Genomic DNA, 13,926 nt, shown 5'->3' with positions numbered 1-13,926 from the left:
GATAGGGACTAAGAGACTTTCAGTTCGAACTGCGGCTCGCCGCGCAGCGTATTGCTGACCGTGCAGATTTCCTCAGCCATTTCGGCAAGGCGGTGTTTTTCGTCGTCGGACAGCTCGCCGTCGAAATGAAAGGTGATGTTGAACCGTTCGATACGCGACGGCCCTTCATGCGCCTTGTCGCCCTTCACTTCCACCCGAACATCGGTCAGCTTTTCCTTCAGTTCGAGCTTGCCTGCGGCGATACGAGCGCTCAACGCCATACAGGCCGCGACCGAGGAATAGATGAGATCGAGCGGATTGAACCCGGCCTGACTGACACTGGTGACAATCTCGACCACGCCGCCGGTCGGCGTGGTGATGACAGGCAGTTTTCCCTGCGGCATTTCGGCGACGGCGCCCGTCTCGCGGGTTCTGACTTTCAGTTCGCTCATTCCTGAATTCTCCTGTAGTCCACATGCCGTGCCAGCCAGCAGCCGACGGTCATCCCTGTTATTCCGCCTTTGGCGTCACGCCGGAAGACAAGTTTCCATTCGCCGGGCGCTGGCGCATCCATCGAGCGCTGCACCGGCAAAAGCCACACATCCGGCCCCGCCGCATAGAGCGGATACATATCGCTCTTGCCAAGAAAGCCTTCAAAAGCGCCATAGAACGCACCGCCCTCATTGACGATCAAAAGATCGGCCTCCATTTCGTCGCTGCGATAACACCCTGCAATATCCTGCTTTACCGCACCTTTCAGGCGTTGCATTGTCAGGCTCAGATTTTCATCCTCACGCGCCAGATGGATCGTATCGCCGTCACGGCGGATCGTGGTTATCGAGGAACGCGCTTCGTTCTCGCCAACCACATCCATGATTTCCGGTCCAGTGCCGAAACGTGCCTTCATGCGTCCACGTCCTGCATCTTCAAGGCTCAACACGAGGCCGGTTTCACGGTCGAGCCATGAGCCGAACCATGCAGCATTGGCTTCCACCCGAGCCGGTTCCGCCGTGGAAACCCCGAGCGCGATATTCATCAGCCTGAAGGCGACCTCGGATGCCCCGCCTTCAAAATTGAACATGGCGATTGTCGAAAGCCGCTCATCGGCGCAATGCCAGCGCTGGCAGCGCCAGCCGCGCAGAGCGCCGCCATGGCCGGTCAGCCGCTTGCCGCCCGCCTCCTCGAATTTGAGGCCGAGACCGTAAGGCGCTGGCGCGCCATCGCTGAATGTCTGCGGGCCGCTCAGGCGGCGATAGATTCCATTTTCGTCGTCGCGGATCGCATCGATGAACTGTTCCCAGGCAATCATGTCGTCCAGCGACGCGCAAATGCCCGCATCGCCCATCCAGTGGATGCGATTGACGGCGGGCAGGAAGCCGCGCACCGTGTCACCCTCATAGCCGGTGCATTCGTCAAACAGCGCCGTATCGGGGATAAGCTCTGCCGTCTTCATGCCGGCAGGCCGGAAAATGCGCTCCGACAGGAGGTCGATCAATGTCCGGCCTGTATGGCCTTCGATCAGGTCAGCCAGAATGCGGAAATTGCCGTTGCAATAGGAATAATGCGTGCCCGGCGCGAAATGCGCGGTCTTCAGGCGGCGCAGCAGGCTTTGCGCCTGTTCGGGCAGAAAGACGCCTTCCGGTTCGGCCCCGCACAGAACCGTCAGCGCCCAGTAATCACGCAGGCCCGACTGGTTGTTGCACAGATCGCGCACGCTGGGGCGTTCTTCCGCAAACTTGTCGAGATAGGCGGCCAGCGCATCGTCCAGAACTTCCGGCTCGCCGACACTGTCGAGCAGCACGGCGCAGGTGAACTGCTTGCTGACCGAGCAGATCGGCATACGCGTTTCCGGCGTCATCGCCTTGCGCGCGGCAAGGTCGGCAAAGCCCCATGCATGGCGCAGCACAACCTTGCCATCCTTCACCACCGCGACCGCACCGCCCGGCCCTTTGTAATTCTGCGGAATGGTGCGAACGAAGGCTTCAAGCGCGGAAAGATCGAATTTTGACATGATGGCTCAGACGACTCAGATGAAAATCAACAGCCGCCACGAGGCATCATTTTGTCCGTTCGATCAAGGCCATGGCCGCATGCGGATTATGCGCCTTATAGCCGCTGATGACGTAGAGATAGACATCGCGGGCGACATGATCGGCAACGGGCGGCGTAACGGTCTTCAATCCTTCGGCAAGCGCTCCGGTCGCAATCGCCCTGGCCCGTGCCGCCCATTGATCCAGCAGGTCATCACTATAGCCAAGCGGCTCGCTTTCTTCTGTGCCCATAATACGGAAATAGGCGAAAGGCGCGGTCATATCGGCAAATTGCGGAAAGGCGCTGTCGCCGGCAATCACCACGGCCACCCCATAGTCGCGCAACAAAGCGATAAAGTCCGGTGAATTGAAACTGTCGTGGCGCACCTCGACCGCATGGCGCACATCGCGCCCGTCGACACGCTTCGGCAGAAGCTTCAAGAACGCCTCGAAATCCACGGGATCGAATTTTTTCGTACCCATGAACTGCCAGTTGACCACGCCGAGCTTGTCCTTCAGCTCCATCATGCCGCCGGTTATGAACCGCTCAATGCTCTCGCCTGCCTCCGCCAGCACGCGGCGATTGGTGGAAAAACGCGGTGCTTTCAGTGAAAACACAAAGCCTTCCGGCGTTTCATCGTGCCATTTTGCAAAGGTCGCAGGCTTCTGGGGGCCGTAATAAGTGCTGTTGATTTCGATCGATGTGAGCTTGCTCGAGGCATATTCAAGCTGGCGCTTCTTCGATAGTTTTTCAGGATAGAAGCTCTTGTCCCACGGTTCATAGGCCCATCCGCCAATACCGATGCGGATCTTGCCCGTGTTTTCCTTGGCCATCGCTGTTCCTCCATACCGGTGCATCATGAGTTCATACAGTTTAGTCATGATGTTTAATCTGTATTCGCACCGCTGGCTATGTTCATATCAGCCACGGTTGGCTGGGAGGAAAAGGGCGGCGAAAGAACCGTCCTGACCAAGCCAGTTTTGGTGAGAGCCTGAATCAAAAAGCGGCAGGCCGAGGCGAAAATGGTGATTTTCGAGTACCGGAGCGGAGTGTACTTTTGGGTACATGAGCACCGGAATGCAGACAAATCGCCATTTGCAGACCGGCATGGCGACTTTTGGAACAGGCTCGAAAATTGAGGAAATGCGTATAATGACGAGCAAACCCGATGCCCGTACCGGAGGCCAGATTTTGGTGGATGCGCTGCGCATCCATGGCGCTGACCGGGTCTTCTGCGTCCCCGGCGAGAGCTACCTCGCCGCGCTTGACGCCTTTCATGATTCAAGCGATGCGATTGACCTGATCGTCTGCCGGCAGGAAGGCGGCGCGGCCTATATGGCGGAAGCCTATGGCAAGCTGACCGGCAAGCCGGGTATCTGCTTCGTCACGCGCGGTCCCGGCGCAACAAACGCTTCCATCGGTGTACACACAGCCTTTCAGGACTCGACGCCGATGCTGCTTTTTATCGGGCAGGTTGCCAGCGATCAGGTCGAGCGCGAGGCGTTTCAGGAAATCGATTATCGCCGCATGTTCGGCCAGATGGCCAAATGGGTCGTGCAGATCGACGATGCCGCACGCATTCCGGAACTCGTCAGCCAGGCCTTCCACCGCGCAGTCAACGGACGTCCCGGCCCGGTCGTGATCGCCCTGCCGGAAGACATGCTGACCTCCCATGCCGCCGTCAGCGACGCACCGGCTTACAAGCAGGTGCAGATGCATCCGGGTGCCGACCAGTTGCAGGACATGCAGGCGCTGCTTGCAAAGGCCGAGCGGCCCCTCGTGATCGTCGGCGGTGGCGGCTGGAATGGCGATGCCGTCAGCGACCTGCGGAAATTTGCCGAGAACATGCACCTGCCGGTCGCTGCTTCCTTCCGCTGCCAGGACATGTTCGACAACACTCACCCGCTTTATGCTGGCGAAATGGGAACCTCGGTTAGCCCCAAGCTGGCGCAGCGCGTTCGCGATGCAGACCTGCTGATCGTGATTGGCGCCCGCCTTGGCGAAATGACGACGCAGGGCTATGAACTCGTATCCATTCCGGTGCCAAAGCAGAAGCTCATCCATATCCATCCGGGCGCAGAGGAACTGGGCCGCGTCTATCATGCGGATGTTCCGGTCAATGCCTCCATGCCTGCCTTCTGTGCGGCGGCGGCCAAGCTTGCGCCGGTTGCCAGCCCGCGCTGGAAGGCATGGACCGACAGCGCCAATGCCGATTATCGCGACAATATCCAGTCGCCGGTGATCCCCGGAGATGTGCAGATGGGCGAAGTGATGGAATGGCTGCGCGCGCATCTGCCTGCCGACGCCATCATCACCAATGGCGCGGGCAACTATTCCGCCTGGCCGCATCGCTTCTACCAATACCGCGCCTATCGCAGCCAGTTGGCACCCACCAACGGCTCCATGGGCTATGGCGTACCGGCGGCGGTTGCGGCCAAGCTCACCGCGCCGGAACGCACAGTGGTTGCCTTTGCGGGCGACGGCTGTTTCCTCATGAACGGGCAGGAACTGGCGACAGCCGCGCAATATGGCGCCAATGCCATCTTCATCGTCGTGAACAATGGCATGTATGGCACGATCCGCATGCATCAGGAGCGCACCTATCCCGGTCGCGTTTCGGGCACCGGCCTTGCGAACCCCGATTTTGCGTCCTTGGCCCGCGCCTATGGCCTACATGGCGAAGTGGTGGAAAAGACCGCTGATTTCGCGCCTGCCTTCGAGGCTTGCGAAAAATCCGGCAAGCCTGGACTCATCGAAATCCGCATCGATCCCGAAGCGCTTTCACCGAAGATGAGCCTCAGCCAGATGCGCGAACAGGGTCTCGCCAAGCAAAAGTAAAAGCAAAAGAGCCCCGGTTTCCCGGGGCTCTTTCATAGAGCATTTCCAGCAAAAGTGCGGAGCGGTTTTGCGTTGGAAAATGCGACAAAACAAAGAGTTAGAGCGGTTCCAGTGATTCCGTTTTAACCAGAACCGCTCTAGAAGGCTCTGAACTTTACTTTACAGGCGGCGCGTACATCAGCCCGCCCTTGTTCCACAGCGCATTGATGCCGCGGTCGATCTTGAGCAGGCTGCCCTTGCCGACGGTGCGCTCGAACATTTCGCCATAATTGCCGATGCTGGAGACGATATTATAGGCCCATTTCGGCTCGAGGCCGAGCTGCTGGCCGTTGTCGCCTTCGCTTCCCAGAAACCGGCGCACATCCGGCTTTTTGGAGTTGAGGTCCGCTTCGGCGGAAGCCTGCGTAACACCCAGTTCCTCTGCCTCGAGCATCGCAAACAGGGTCCAGCGAACGATATTGAACCATTTGTCGTCGCCCTGACGGACGGCGGGCCCGAGCGGCTCCTTGGAAATAACTTCCGGCAGAACGGTGAAGGCGTCAGGCTCGGCAAGCTTGAGGCGCTGCGCATAAAGCGCGGACGCATCGGTCGTGTAGACATCGCAGCGGCCCGTTTCAAACGCCTTCAGAATACCATCGGCGGAATCGATCACCACCGGCTCGTATTTGATATTGTTGGCGCTGAAATAATCGGCGACGTTCTGTTCCGTGGTCGTGCCCTGTTCGGTGCAAACCGACGCGCCGTCGAGCTTCGTCGCGCTATCGACGCCCAGATCCTTGCGGATCATGAAACCCTGTCCGTCATAATAGGCCGTGCCGACGAAAAGAATGCCCATGCCCGCATCGCGCGAGAGCGTCCAGGTCGTCTGGCGCGATAGCAGATCGACCGTGCCGGATTGCAATGCGGTAAAGCGCTCCTTGGTCGAAAGCGGAATGAAGCTCACCTTGTCGGGATCGCCAAAGACCGCCGCCGACACCGCACGGCAAAAATCAATGTCGAAGCCGGTCCATTTGCCCTGATCGTCCGGCGACGAAAACCCTGCAACGCCCTGGCTGACGCCGCAATTGATCTTGCCGCGTTCCTTGACCGTCGAAAGCGTATCCGCTTGCGCCCCACTTTGAGCGGACAGGGCCAAGCCCGCCGCCAGCAACGATCCCAAAACTATCTTTTTCATTGTTCCTCCTCCCAGAGTTTCGGGCCAGAATTTCGGCCCAGAATTTCGACAAAGCCGACCCGTTGCCCGGCGACATGCCGCCGGGCTTGTTGTTTGTTTAGTTATCCGACTACCGGCTACTTCAGCGCAGCCGCGAAGCTATACTCCAGAACGCTTAAGAGATGATCGGCATTGGCGCGTGTGAAGATCATCGGCGGGCGCATTTTCAGCACATTGTCGAACGGACCTTCGGTCCCCATCAGGATGCCGCGTTCGCGCGCGCCATCGTTGATCTTCTTGGCCAGCGCCGTTGCCGGTTCCTTGGTCTTGCGATCCGTGACCAGTTCGATACCGAGGAACAGCCCCTGCCCGCGCACATCACCGATGATGTCAAAGCGCTTCTGCATCGAACGGAACCCGTCGATAAGATAGTTGCCGATATCGAGCGCGTTGCGGCGCAGATCATTGCGCTCGATCACATCTAGCACCGCCAGCCCTGCCGCACAGGACACCGGATTGCCGCCGAATGTGTTGAAATATTCCATCCCATTGTTGAAGCTGTTGGCTATTTCACGGGTTGTCACCACTGCCGACATCGGATGACCATTGCCGATGGGCTTGCCCATGGTGACGATATCCGGCACCACGTCCTGCATTTCAAACGCCCACCAGTGGCTGCCGACACGACCGAAACCAACCTGAACTTCGTCAGCGATGCAAACACCGCCAGCCGCCCGCACCATCGCGTAGACTTCCTGCAGATAGCCTTCCGGCAGGAAGACCTGACCGGCGACGCTCGGGATCGACTCGGCAATGAAATAAGCCGGGCCGCGTCCAAGGCTTTTGATCGCTTCGATCTGTTCGGCAATACTTTCGGCAAAGCGCTTGCCATGTTCCTGCAACGGCCAGTTTTCTGGTGCGCGGTAGCTGTCGGGGATGACGGCCTCAAACACGTGATCCGGACGTCCCTTGCCGCCCTTGCGCTTGTATTTATACGGGCTGAGATCGATCAGCTCCTGTGTCGTGCCGTGATAGGCCCAGTCGAGCACCAGCGCATCACGCTGGCCCGAATGCGCGCGCGCCATACGCAGCGCCAGACTGTTCGCCTCGCTGCCCGAACAGGCAAAGGAGGCCACCGTCAATCCTTCAGGCAAAGTCGCCGTCAGGCGTTCCGCATAGGAAACGATATTGTCGTGCAAATAGCGCGTATTGGTGTTGAGGATCGCCGCCTGTCTGGCAATTGCCTCCACCACTTCCGGATGCGCATGACCGAGATGGCAGACATTATTGAAGCAATCGAGATAGGCGCGGCCCCGATTGTCGATCAGCCATGCCCCCTCGCCGCGCACGAACTTGATCGGCTCGGAATAGGAGATAGAGAGGTTCGGCAGCAGAATATCCTTGCGGGCGCTGACGATTTCGGCCCGCGTGCGCCCGGTCTGGTGGAAGGCTTCCGCCGGAATATCGGCAAGAGGCGCGGCATCGGGGAAGATATCGGCCCAGACTTCGAGATAGGCATATTCACCGACGCCCAGAATTTCCGCTGCCGTGAGGCCAATATCGGTTGAAATCTGGAAATGAAGATGTGGCGTCCAGCCGCCGTTCTCGTGCATATCGCCCATGGGACCGACGAGATCACCGGCGGCAAGCTTTTGTCCCGGCTTCAGGCGCGACACGGCCTCATGCGCCATATGGCCCCAGAGCGTGATGAAAGGCGGGCAGCCTTCCGACTGATGCTCCAGCGCGATCAGCCCGCCATAGCCAAGCGGCGCGGTCTCGATCTCGACGCTTTTCACGGTGGCTGCAAGCGGCGTGTAGACGGGCGTGCCTGCAGGCATGAACAGGTCGAGGCCCAGATGGTGGACACGCCGCTCGCCTTCGACAAAGCGGGAACGGAACGCCTCATCGGTATAAACGGTGCGCTTTTCGCCCCATGGCCCAATGCCAAGCTCAATATGGTTGCGGGCACAGAAATCATCCCACCAGGCGGTTGCCTCCTTCGGGCGCTGACCGGCGGAATCGACCGTCATCACATGCGCCGGATCGCCATAGGGCACCAGCGCCTTGGTCATCGTCGCCGGATGCGGGCGGAGAATGGGAGCAAAATTCTTCCGGTTGGCGCTGATCCAGTCGCGCACCGCACCGGCCCCGTCGACAGCATCGAACCCGCACGCCTTGCGCAGGATCGCCGTGGCAAAGCGCGGGTTCATCGCATCAAGCTTATGCAGAAGCCGCCACGCAGGCGCTTCGCTGATCGCAAGATAAGGATTGTCATCGGTCTTTTCGCGGCGCGAGGCCGATAGCGTGACACTTGTAACGAGGCGCATCGCAATCAGATCGAATATGAGATCGATTTCCTGCGGCAGAAGCGGATATTTCGCATGGAACCCGGCAGCAAGGGCAGCAGCCGCACCAATCGGGTCGTCCATATCCAGAATGGAATAGGCAGCAGCAATCGCTACTTCGGCAACCAGCACGGTGTGAACCGCATCGCCAAAATCGATCAGCCCGGCAATACGTTCATTATCCTGTGGGTCGACCAGCACGTTCCAGTCATTGGCGTCATTGTGGATCACCTGCGCACGCAAAAGCGGCAGCTTCGGCGCCACATCGCGCTCGAAACGGACAAGGAAACGCTCGATGACGGCGCGGTCCTCCGGCTTGTCGATGAAGTGCAGCCGGTCACGCGCCCGGCCTGCATGGCGCAGATCCCAGTCGAAATCGCGCAAGGCGCCCGGATGAATGAAGCCCTGCAACGCACGATCCAGTTCGCCAAGCGCGCTGCCCAGATTATGCATCAGCGTTTTGGTGCGCTTGACCTCCGCCAGCGGCGTGCCAGGAAGCCAGCTTGCCACCCGCAGCGCATGGGGCTTGCCATGCTCTTTTTCTGCAGAGACCAGCACTTCGCCCGACAAGCTTGCCTTCAGGCGCGGTACGGCAAGCGCGGGGTCGGCATTGGCCAGATGCTGTAGAAGCGCAGTCTGGAACTCGCTTTCGACACGCGGTTCACTGGCATTCACGACCTTCAGAATCCAGTCCCCCGATCCGTTGCCCGTCCTCAGCCGGAAATTGCGGTCGCGCTCGCTGTCGAGCGGCGAGGCACTCGCCGTCACGCCGAAGTGAAGCTGGGCCAGCACCTCAGCCTCTTGCGCAGAAAAATCAGGAGCGGGATGCGAGATATCGGTCATGGAAAGCGCTTCACGGGTTGAATGCAAATAGGACATCAGAAGATGGAAGCTTGGCATGTCCGCAATTTTCAGGCATCAGACAAGGCGTCGGTCGGACCGGCACTTTGCCGGAATGGACCGGCACATTTACGGCGAGACAAAGGAACGGCATATGCGGGAACTCGATACGAAGGATCGCGAGATACTGGCCATTCTCTCCAAGGAAGCGCGCATTCCGTTGAAGACGCTGGCGGGCCGCATCGGGCTTTCGCGCAGCGCGACCGGAGAGCGCGTCGCCAATCTTGAGAAGAATGGTGTCATTCGCGGTTATAGGGCAGATATCGGCCAGATCGACAAGAATGTCATTCGCGCCATGATCCTGGTCAGCCTCAAGCGCACCCCGGCACTCGGTCTTCTCGATGAACTGGCGCGTCATGCCGAAGTGCGTCGGGTATCGTCAGTCAGCGGCCAGCTCGATTTGATCGTCGAGGTTGAAGTTCCCTCCATAGACCGGCTCAACAGCTTGCGCGATCTCATCGCCACCCATGAAACCGTAGAGGATCTCACTACAGCAATCGTGCTTCGCCGTGATATCGAGCGTGAAACCGTCTGAAATTCAGCTATACAACTTTAGTTTGGATCACTGCAATTTAAGGTAGACATTCTACCGCAAGTCGAACATAACGCCCCTGGGTTGAAAGGAGGGGGCATGAAGACGCTTAATCTATTCATTATCGGGTTCGGCTTTACAGCGCTCGTCATTACATGCATTTTCGCTATTGGCGGCGGCACGATCTGACCGGACGCAAACGATAACCTTACGATAATATCATGCCCGCAGCAGGGGTTCCCCAAGGAATATTGCTGAAGATTCGCGGACAGCCTGGATCATAAAATCACTCAGCACCCGAATACGCGGCGCGGCCATTACATCGATATGGCAGCTCATCCAGTATTCACGCACCAGATGCATCTCACGCGGCAGGACCGGGACCAGTTCCGGATGCCGGCTCGCGATGAAGTAAGGCAGCACACACAGCCCATAGCCGATCTGCGTGGCGATCAGCTGCGCATGAATGCTGGAGCTTTGATAGGTACAGCGCTGCCCCGGCAGGATTTCGCGCATATAATCGAGGCCCGGCGTGAAAACCATGTCGTCGATATAACCGATGAAGGGATGCCGGGCCATATCTTCGCGCGTCCTGATCGGCGGGTGCCGCTCCAGATAATCGCGATGACCATAAATAAAGAGACGATAAGGCGTCAGCTTCTCGCTGTGATAGGGGCCGGTACGCGGCATATGCAGCGTGATCGACAATTCCGCCTCGCGGCGTGACAGCGACATGATCTGCTGGATCGTCACCACTTCCACGAACAGGCTCGGATAAGATTGCGCCAACACCGGCAGGCGATCAGCAAGAAAGAAATTGCCGAAGCCCTCCAGCGTCGAAAGACGCACAACACCCGACAGCGCCGCCATATTGCCGGTTGCCTCTGTCTGGAACTTCATCGCCTCGCGCTCCATGACCTCGGCAGACACCACCAGTCGTTCACCGATCGGCGTCAGCAGGTAACCGCGCGGATTGCGCTCGAAAAGCTTGGTCGAAAGGGCCTGTTCCAGCCGGTCGATCCGACGCAGAACCGTAACATGGCTGGTGCGCAATTGCCGCGCCGCAGTCGAGAGCTGGCCGGTGCGCGCAACCGCAAGAAAATATTGCAGATCGTCCCATGTGAACTGCCGCATGCACCCCTCCCAAACAATTGCAGCAGCTTATGCTGCTCTATCTGTACGTTTTTGAACAGACACTGTTCAAAAATTGTTGTTCGTGTACGCATTTGTCAATGCTACCGTTCTAATCAAGGCCCGAGCGGAGGAACAAATCGGGCGGAAGCAGAGGGAAGCCCGTCATGAGGAAAACGGCCCGCCCCATCTGAAAAGACTGCTTCAATGGAGAATACCGTCCGGTTCCCGTGGCGGTTTGTGGAGTTACTGGGAGGAAACACTTCATGAAATGTCTCGCACTTGCAACGGCAGCGCTTTTCGCCGCCACGGCCATCTCGTCGGCGGCGGAAATTTCCGACGGCAAGGTCAAAATCGGCATTCTGAACGACCAGTCGGGCGTCTATGCCGACTTTGGCGGCAAATGGTCGTTCGAGGCTGCCAAGATGGCAGCTGAAGATTTCGGCGGCAAAGTGCTCGATGCACCGATTGAGATCATCACGGCAGACCACCAGAACAAGCCGGACGTGGCCTCGAACATTGCCCGCCAGTGGTACGACACTGAGCAGGTCGATTCCATCATGGAACTGACGACCTCATCGGTCGGCCTCGCTGTGCAGGCCCTGTCGAAGGACAAGAAAAAGATCACCATCAACACCGGCGCTGCCACATCGGAACTGACCGGCAAGCAGTGCACGCCTTATGGCTTCCACTGGGCCTATGACACCCATGCGCTTGCCGTCGGCACTGGCGGCTCGCTTGTGCAGCAGGGCGGCGACACCTGGTTCTTCCTCACTGCCGATTATGCATTCGGCTATTCGCTGGAGGAGCAGACGAGCAAATTCGTCGAATCCAAGGGCGGCAAAGTGCTGGGTTCCGTACGCCACCCGCTGGCAACCACCGATTATTCCTCCTTCCTGCTGCAGGCACAGGCCTCCGGCGCGAAAGTGGTCGGCCTCGCCAATGCCGGTCTCGACACGTCCAATGCTATCAAGCAGGCGGCTGAATTCGGCATCGTTGCCGGTGGGCAGCGCCTCGCGGCCCTGCTCTTCACCCTGTCGGAAGTACACGGTCTTGGTCTTGAAGCAGCTCAAGGACTGACGCTGACCGAAGGTTTCTACTGGGATCGCGACGATGAATCGCGTGAATTCGGCAAGCGCTTCTTCGAGCGCACGGGCCGCATGCCGAACATGATCCAGGCAGGCACCTACTCTGCCGTTCTTCAATATCTGAAGGCGATCAAGGAAGCAGGCACCGACGAAACCGAAGCCGTTGCCAAGAAGCTTCATGAAATGCCGGTCGAGGACGTCTTCGCCCGTCATGGCAAGGTCGGCCCCAACGGACGCATGATCTACGACATGTATCTGATGGAAGTGAAGAAGCCTGATGAAAGCAAGGCGCCTTGGGATTATTATAAGGTTCTTGCAACCATTCCCGGCGATCAGGCCTACATGAAGCCGGAAGAAAGCGGCTGCCCGCTGGTAACGCAGTAAGAGGCTGGTTGAATGAACGCAGCAACTGGCAATATGACGGCCCTGCCTGAAGCAGGGCCGAACGATGGCGGCGCATCTGGCGCGCGCACGGTTCTGTCGGCGCGCGGGCTGGGCAAGTCGTTTGGCGGCTTTTACGCGGTGAAGAATGTCGATCTTGATGTGGAACATGCCCGTGTTCATGCGCTGATCGGCCCCAACGGTGCAGGCAAGACCACGGTCTTCAATCTTCTGACCAAGTTTCTGCAGCCGACGAGCGGCGAGATCACGCTTCTGGGCGAAACCATCACCAAGACCGATCCGGCCAGGGTGGCGCGGATGGGGCTGGTGCGCTCGTTCCAGATTTCGGCCACCTTTCCGCATCTGACTGTTCTGGAGAATGTGAAGGTTGCGCTGCAGCGCCCCTACGGGCTTGCTACGCAGTTCTGGCGTTCGCTGTCGGCACTTGATCGGCTCGATGCGCAGGCCGTCGAACTTCTGGAACGCGTCGGTCTGGCCGATGCCCGCTATGCGCTGGCCGCTGATCTGTCCTATGGTCGCAAGCGCGCACTGGAAATCGCCACCACGCTGGCGCTCGATCCGAAAGTGCTGCTGCTCGATGAGCCGATGGCGGGCATGGGTCATGAAGACGTCCACACCATTGCCGCCCTCATTGCCGATGTGGCGAAGGATCGCGCGGTCTTGATGGTGGAACACAATCTCAAGGTGGTGGCCGACATTGCCCACCATGTCACGGTGCTGCAACGCGGCGAAATCCTCGCCTCCGGCAATTATGCCGCCGTCTCGAAGGACGAGCGCGTGCGCACCGCCTATATGGGAACCGAACATGAATAAAGGCCAACCGCTCCTGTCCGTGCGCGGACTGAATGCCTGGTATGGCGAAAGCCATGCCCTGCACGGCGTAGACCTCGACATCTGGCCCGGCGAAACCATCACGCTTCTGGGCCGCAACGGCGTCGGCAAGACCACGACGCTGCGCGCCATCATGGGGATCATCCGCAAACGCACCGGCACCATCACGCTGGACGGTAAGGATATCATGCGCGTGCCGCTGCACCGCATCGCCTATGCTGGCCTCGGCTTCGTGCCGGAAGAACGCGGCATCTTCGCCACCTTGAACGTACATGAAAACCTGCTTTTGCCGCCTGTCGTCGCCAAAGGCAGTCAAGGCGCAATGTCTCTGGATGAGATATACGAACTTTTCCCCAACCTGCACGAGCGCCGCAACAGCCCCGGCACCAAGCTTTCGGGCGGCGAGCAGCAGATGCTGGCCATTGCCCGCATCCTGCGCACCGGGGTCAAGGTTCTGCTGCTGGACGAGCCGACCGAAGGTCTTGCGCCCGTCATCGTGCAGCGCATCGGCGATGTGCTGGTGGAGTTGAAAAAACGTGGCATGACCGTACTTCTGGTCGAGCAGAATTTCCGCTTTGCCGCCAAGGTCGCCGACCGCTTTTATCTCATGGATCATGGCGTGGTGACGGAAAACTTCCCCACCGCCGAACTGCCCGCCCGCATGGCGGCGCTCACGCACGCGCTGGGAGTCTGAAA

The 13,926-nt window shown here is 59.0% G+C and carries 11 protein-coding genes and 1 pseudogene; 5 read left to right on the top strand and 7 right to left on the bottom strand.

All coding sequences use genetic code 11. From position 1 onward, the window contains the following. Window positions 1-8: 8 nt before the first annotated feature. The 4 genes and pseudogenes from JNC70_RS14010 to JNC70_RS13995 form a co-directional block, all read right to left on the bottom strand. Complete coding sequence (locus JNC70_RS14010) at window positions 9-431, bottom strand: OsmC family protein (protein ID WP_104754289.1); 423 nt, start codon at window positions 429-431, stop codon at window positions 9-11. Continuing rightward, a complete protein-coding gene (locus tag JNC70_RS14005; RefSeq protein ID WP_104754290.1) occupies window positions 428-1,990 on the bottom strand; it encodes a D-aminopeptidase in 1,563 nt (520 codons plus the stop codon). Before JNC70_RS14005 ends, JNC70_RS14010 begins: the two co-directional genes overlap by 4 nt. A 46-nt stretch (window positions 1,991-2,036) precedes the next feature. Beyond that, on the bottom strand, window positions 2,037-2,843 hold the full coding sequence (locus tag JNC70_RS14000; RefSeq protein WP_104754291.1) for a DUF72 domain-containing protein: 807 nt from the start codon (window positions 2,841-2,843) through the stop codon (window positions 2,037-2,039). 143 nt (window positions 2,844-2,986) lie between these two features. Beyond that, a pseudogene (locus JNC70_RS13995) lies at window positions 2,987-3,105 on the bottom strand (flagellar basal body P-ring protein FlgI); the annotation flags it as partial. A gap of 57 nt (window positions 3,106-3,162) precedes the next feature. Here JNC70_RS13995 and JNC70_RS13990 point away from each other — a divergent pair. Next, window positions 3,163-4,848, top strand: coding sequence for a thiamine pyrophosphate-binding protein (locus tag JNC70_RS13990; RefSeq protein ID WP_104754292.1), 1,686 nt, complete (start codon window positions 3,163-3,165; stop codon window positions 4,846-4,848). Between the two features lie 154 nt (window positions 4,849-5,002). Here the strand turns inward: JNC70_RS13990 and JNC70_RS13985 are convergent, their stop codons facing one another. Both JNC70_RS13985 and JNC70_RS13980 read right to left on the bottom strand, forming a co-directional pair. Continuing rightward, the gene (locus tag JNC70_RS13985) at window positions 5,003-6,022 is read right to left on the bottom strand and encodes an amino acid ABC transporter substrate-binding protein (RefSeq protein WP_104754293.1); all 1,020 of its coding nucleotides are present in this window, start codon (window positions 6,020-6,022) and stop codon (window positions 5,003-5,005) included. A 116-nt stretch (window positions 6,023-6,138) separates the two neighbouring features. Further along, window positions 6,139-9,189 carry an aminotransferase class III-fold pyridoxal phosphate-dependent enzyme gene (locus tag JNC70_RS13980; protein WP_104754331.1) on the bottom strand — a complete coding sequence of 1,017 codons (3,051 nt, stop codon included), beginning with the start codon at window positions 9,187-9,189 and terminating at the stop codon, window positions 6,139-6,141. Window positions 9,190-9,340: 151 nt separating this feature from the next. Here JNC70_RS13980 and JNC70_RS13975 point away from each other — a divergent pair, with 151 nt between their 5' ends. Then, entirely contained in the window at window positions 9,341-9,781 is a 441-nt protein-coding gene (locus JNC70_RS13975; protein ID WP_104754332.1) for an Lrp/AsnC family transcriptional regulator, read from the top strand. Between the two features lie 216 nt (window positions 9,782-9,997). On the opposite strand, the gene JNC70_RS13970 is transcribed toward JNC70_RS13975, so the two are convergent. Further along, window positions 9,998-10,912, bottom strand: coding sequence for a LysR family transcriptional regulator (locus JNC70_RS13970; protein ID WP_104754294.1), 915 nt, complete (start codon window positions 10,910-10,912; stop codon window positions 9,998-10,000). 263 nt (window positions 10,913-11,175) lie between these two features. On the opposite strand from JNC70_RS13970, the gene JNC70_RS13965 reads away from it, so the two are divergent. The 3 genes from JNC70_RS13965 to JNC70_RS13955 are packed head-to-tail and all read left to right on the top strand — an operon-like array spanning window position 11,176 to window position 13,924. After that, window positions 11,176-12,381 carry an ABC transporter substrate-binding protein gene (locus JNC70_RS13965; RefSeq protein WP_104754295.1) on the top strand — a complete coding sequence of 402 codons (1,206 nt, stop codon included), beginning with the start codon at window positions 11,176-11,178 and terminating at the stop codon, window positions 12,379-12,381. Between the two features lie 12 nt (window positions 12,382-12,393). Then, window positions 12,394-13,212, top strand: a complete 819-nt coding sequence (locus tag JNC70_RS13960; protein ID WP_104754296.1) for an ABC transporter ATP-binding protein — start codon at window positions 12,394-12,396, stop codon at window positions 13,210-13,212. Next, window positions 13,205-13,924 carry an ABC transporter ATP-binding protein gene (locus tag JNC70_RS13955; RefSeq protein WP_104754297.1) on the top strand — a complete coding sequence of 240 codons (720 nt, stop codon included), beginning with the start codon at window positions 13,205-13,207 and terminating at the stop codon, window positions 13,922-13,924. The genes JNC70_RS13960 and JNC70_RS13955 overlap by 8 nt, the downstream gene beginning before the upstream one ends. The last annotated feature ends 2 nt before the right edge of the window (window positions 13,925-13,926 follow it).

The organism is Brucella oryzae (assembly GCF_041929965.1).
GTDB lineage: Bacteria > Pseudomonadota > Alphaproteobacteria > Rhizobiales > Rhizobiaceae > Brucella > Brucella oryzae.
The sequence above is the reverse complement of the archived record's forward strand: the minus strand, read 5'-3'. Positions and strand labels throughout refer to the sequence as shown.

What these genes read in the sequence shown, in the direction of transcription:
- JNC70_RS14010 (WP_104754289.1), bottom strand. Translation starts at nt 431, where the DNA reads ATGAGCGAACTGAAAGTCAGAACCCGCGAGACGGGCGCCGTCGCCGAA.
- JNC70_RS14005 (WP_104754290.1), bottom strand. Translation starts at nt 1,990, where the DNA reads ATGTCAAAATTCGATCTTTCCGCGCTTGAAGCCTTCGTTCGCACCATT.
- JNC70_RS14000 (WP_104754291.1), bottom strand. Translation starts at nt 2,843, where the DNA reads ATGGCCAAGGAAAACACGGGCAAGATCCGCATCGGTATTGGCGGATGG.
- JNC70_RS13990 (WP_104754292.1), top strand. Translation starts at nt 3,163, where the DNA reads ATGACGAGCAAACCCGATGCCCGTACCGGAGGCCAGATTTTGGTGGAT.
- JNC70_RS13985 (WP_104754293.1), bottom strand. Translation starts at nt 6,022, where the DNA reads ATGAAAAAGATAGTTTTGGGATCGTTGCTGGCGGCGGGCTTGGCCCTG.
- JNC70_RS13980 (WP_104754331.1), bottom strand. Translation starts at nt 9,189, where the DNA reads ATGACCGATATCTCGCATCCCGCTCCTGATTTTTCTGCGCAAGAGGCT.
- JNC70_RS13975 (WP_104754332.1), top strand. Translation starts at nt 9,341, where the DNA reads ATGCGGGAACTCGATACGAAGGATCGCGAGATACTGGCCATTCTCTCC.
- JNC70_RS13970 (WP_104754294.1), bottom strand. Translation starts at nt 10,912, where the DNA reads ATGCGGCAGTTCACATGGGACGATCTGCAATATTTTCTTGCGGTTGCG.
- JNC70_RS13965 (WP_104754295.1), top strand. Translation starts at nt 11,176, where the DNA reads ATGAAATGTCTCGCACTTGCAACGGCAGCGCTTTTCGCCGCCACGGCC.
- JNC70_RS13960 (WP_104754296.1), top strand. Translation starts at nt 12,394, where the DNA reads ATGAACGCAGCAACTGGCAATATGACGGCCCTGCCTGAAGCAGGGCCG.
- JNC70_RS13955 (WP_104754297.1), top strand. Translation starts at nt 13,205, where the DNA reads ATGAATAAAGGCCAACCGCTCCTGTCCGTGCGCGGACTGAATGCCTGG.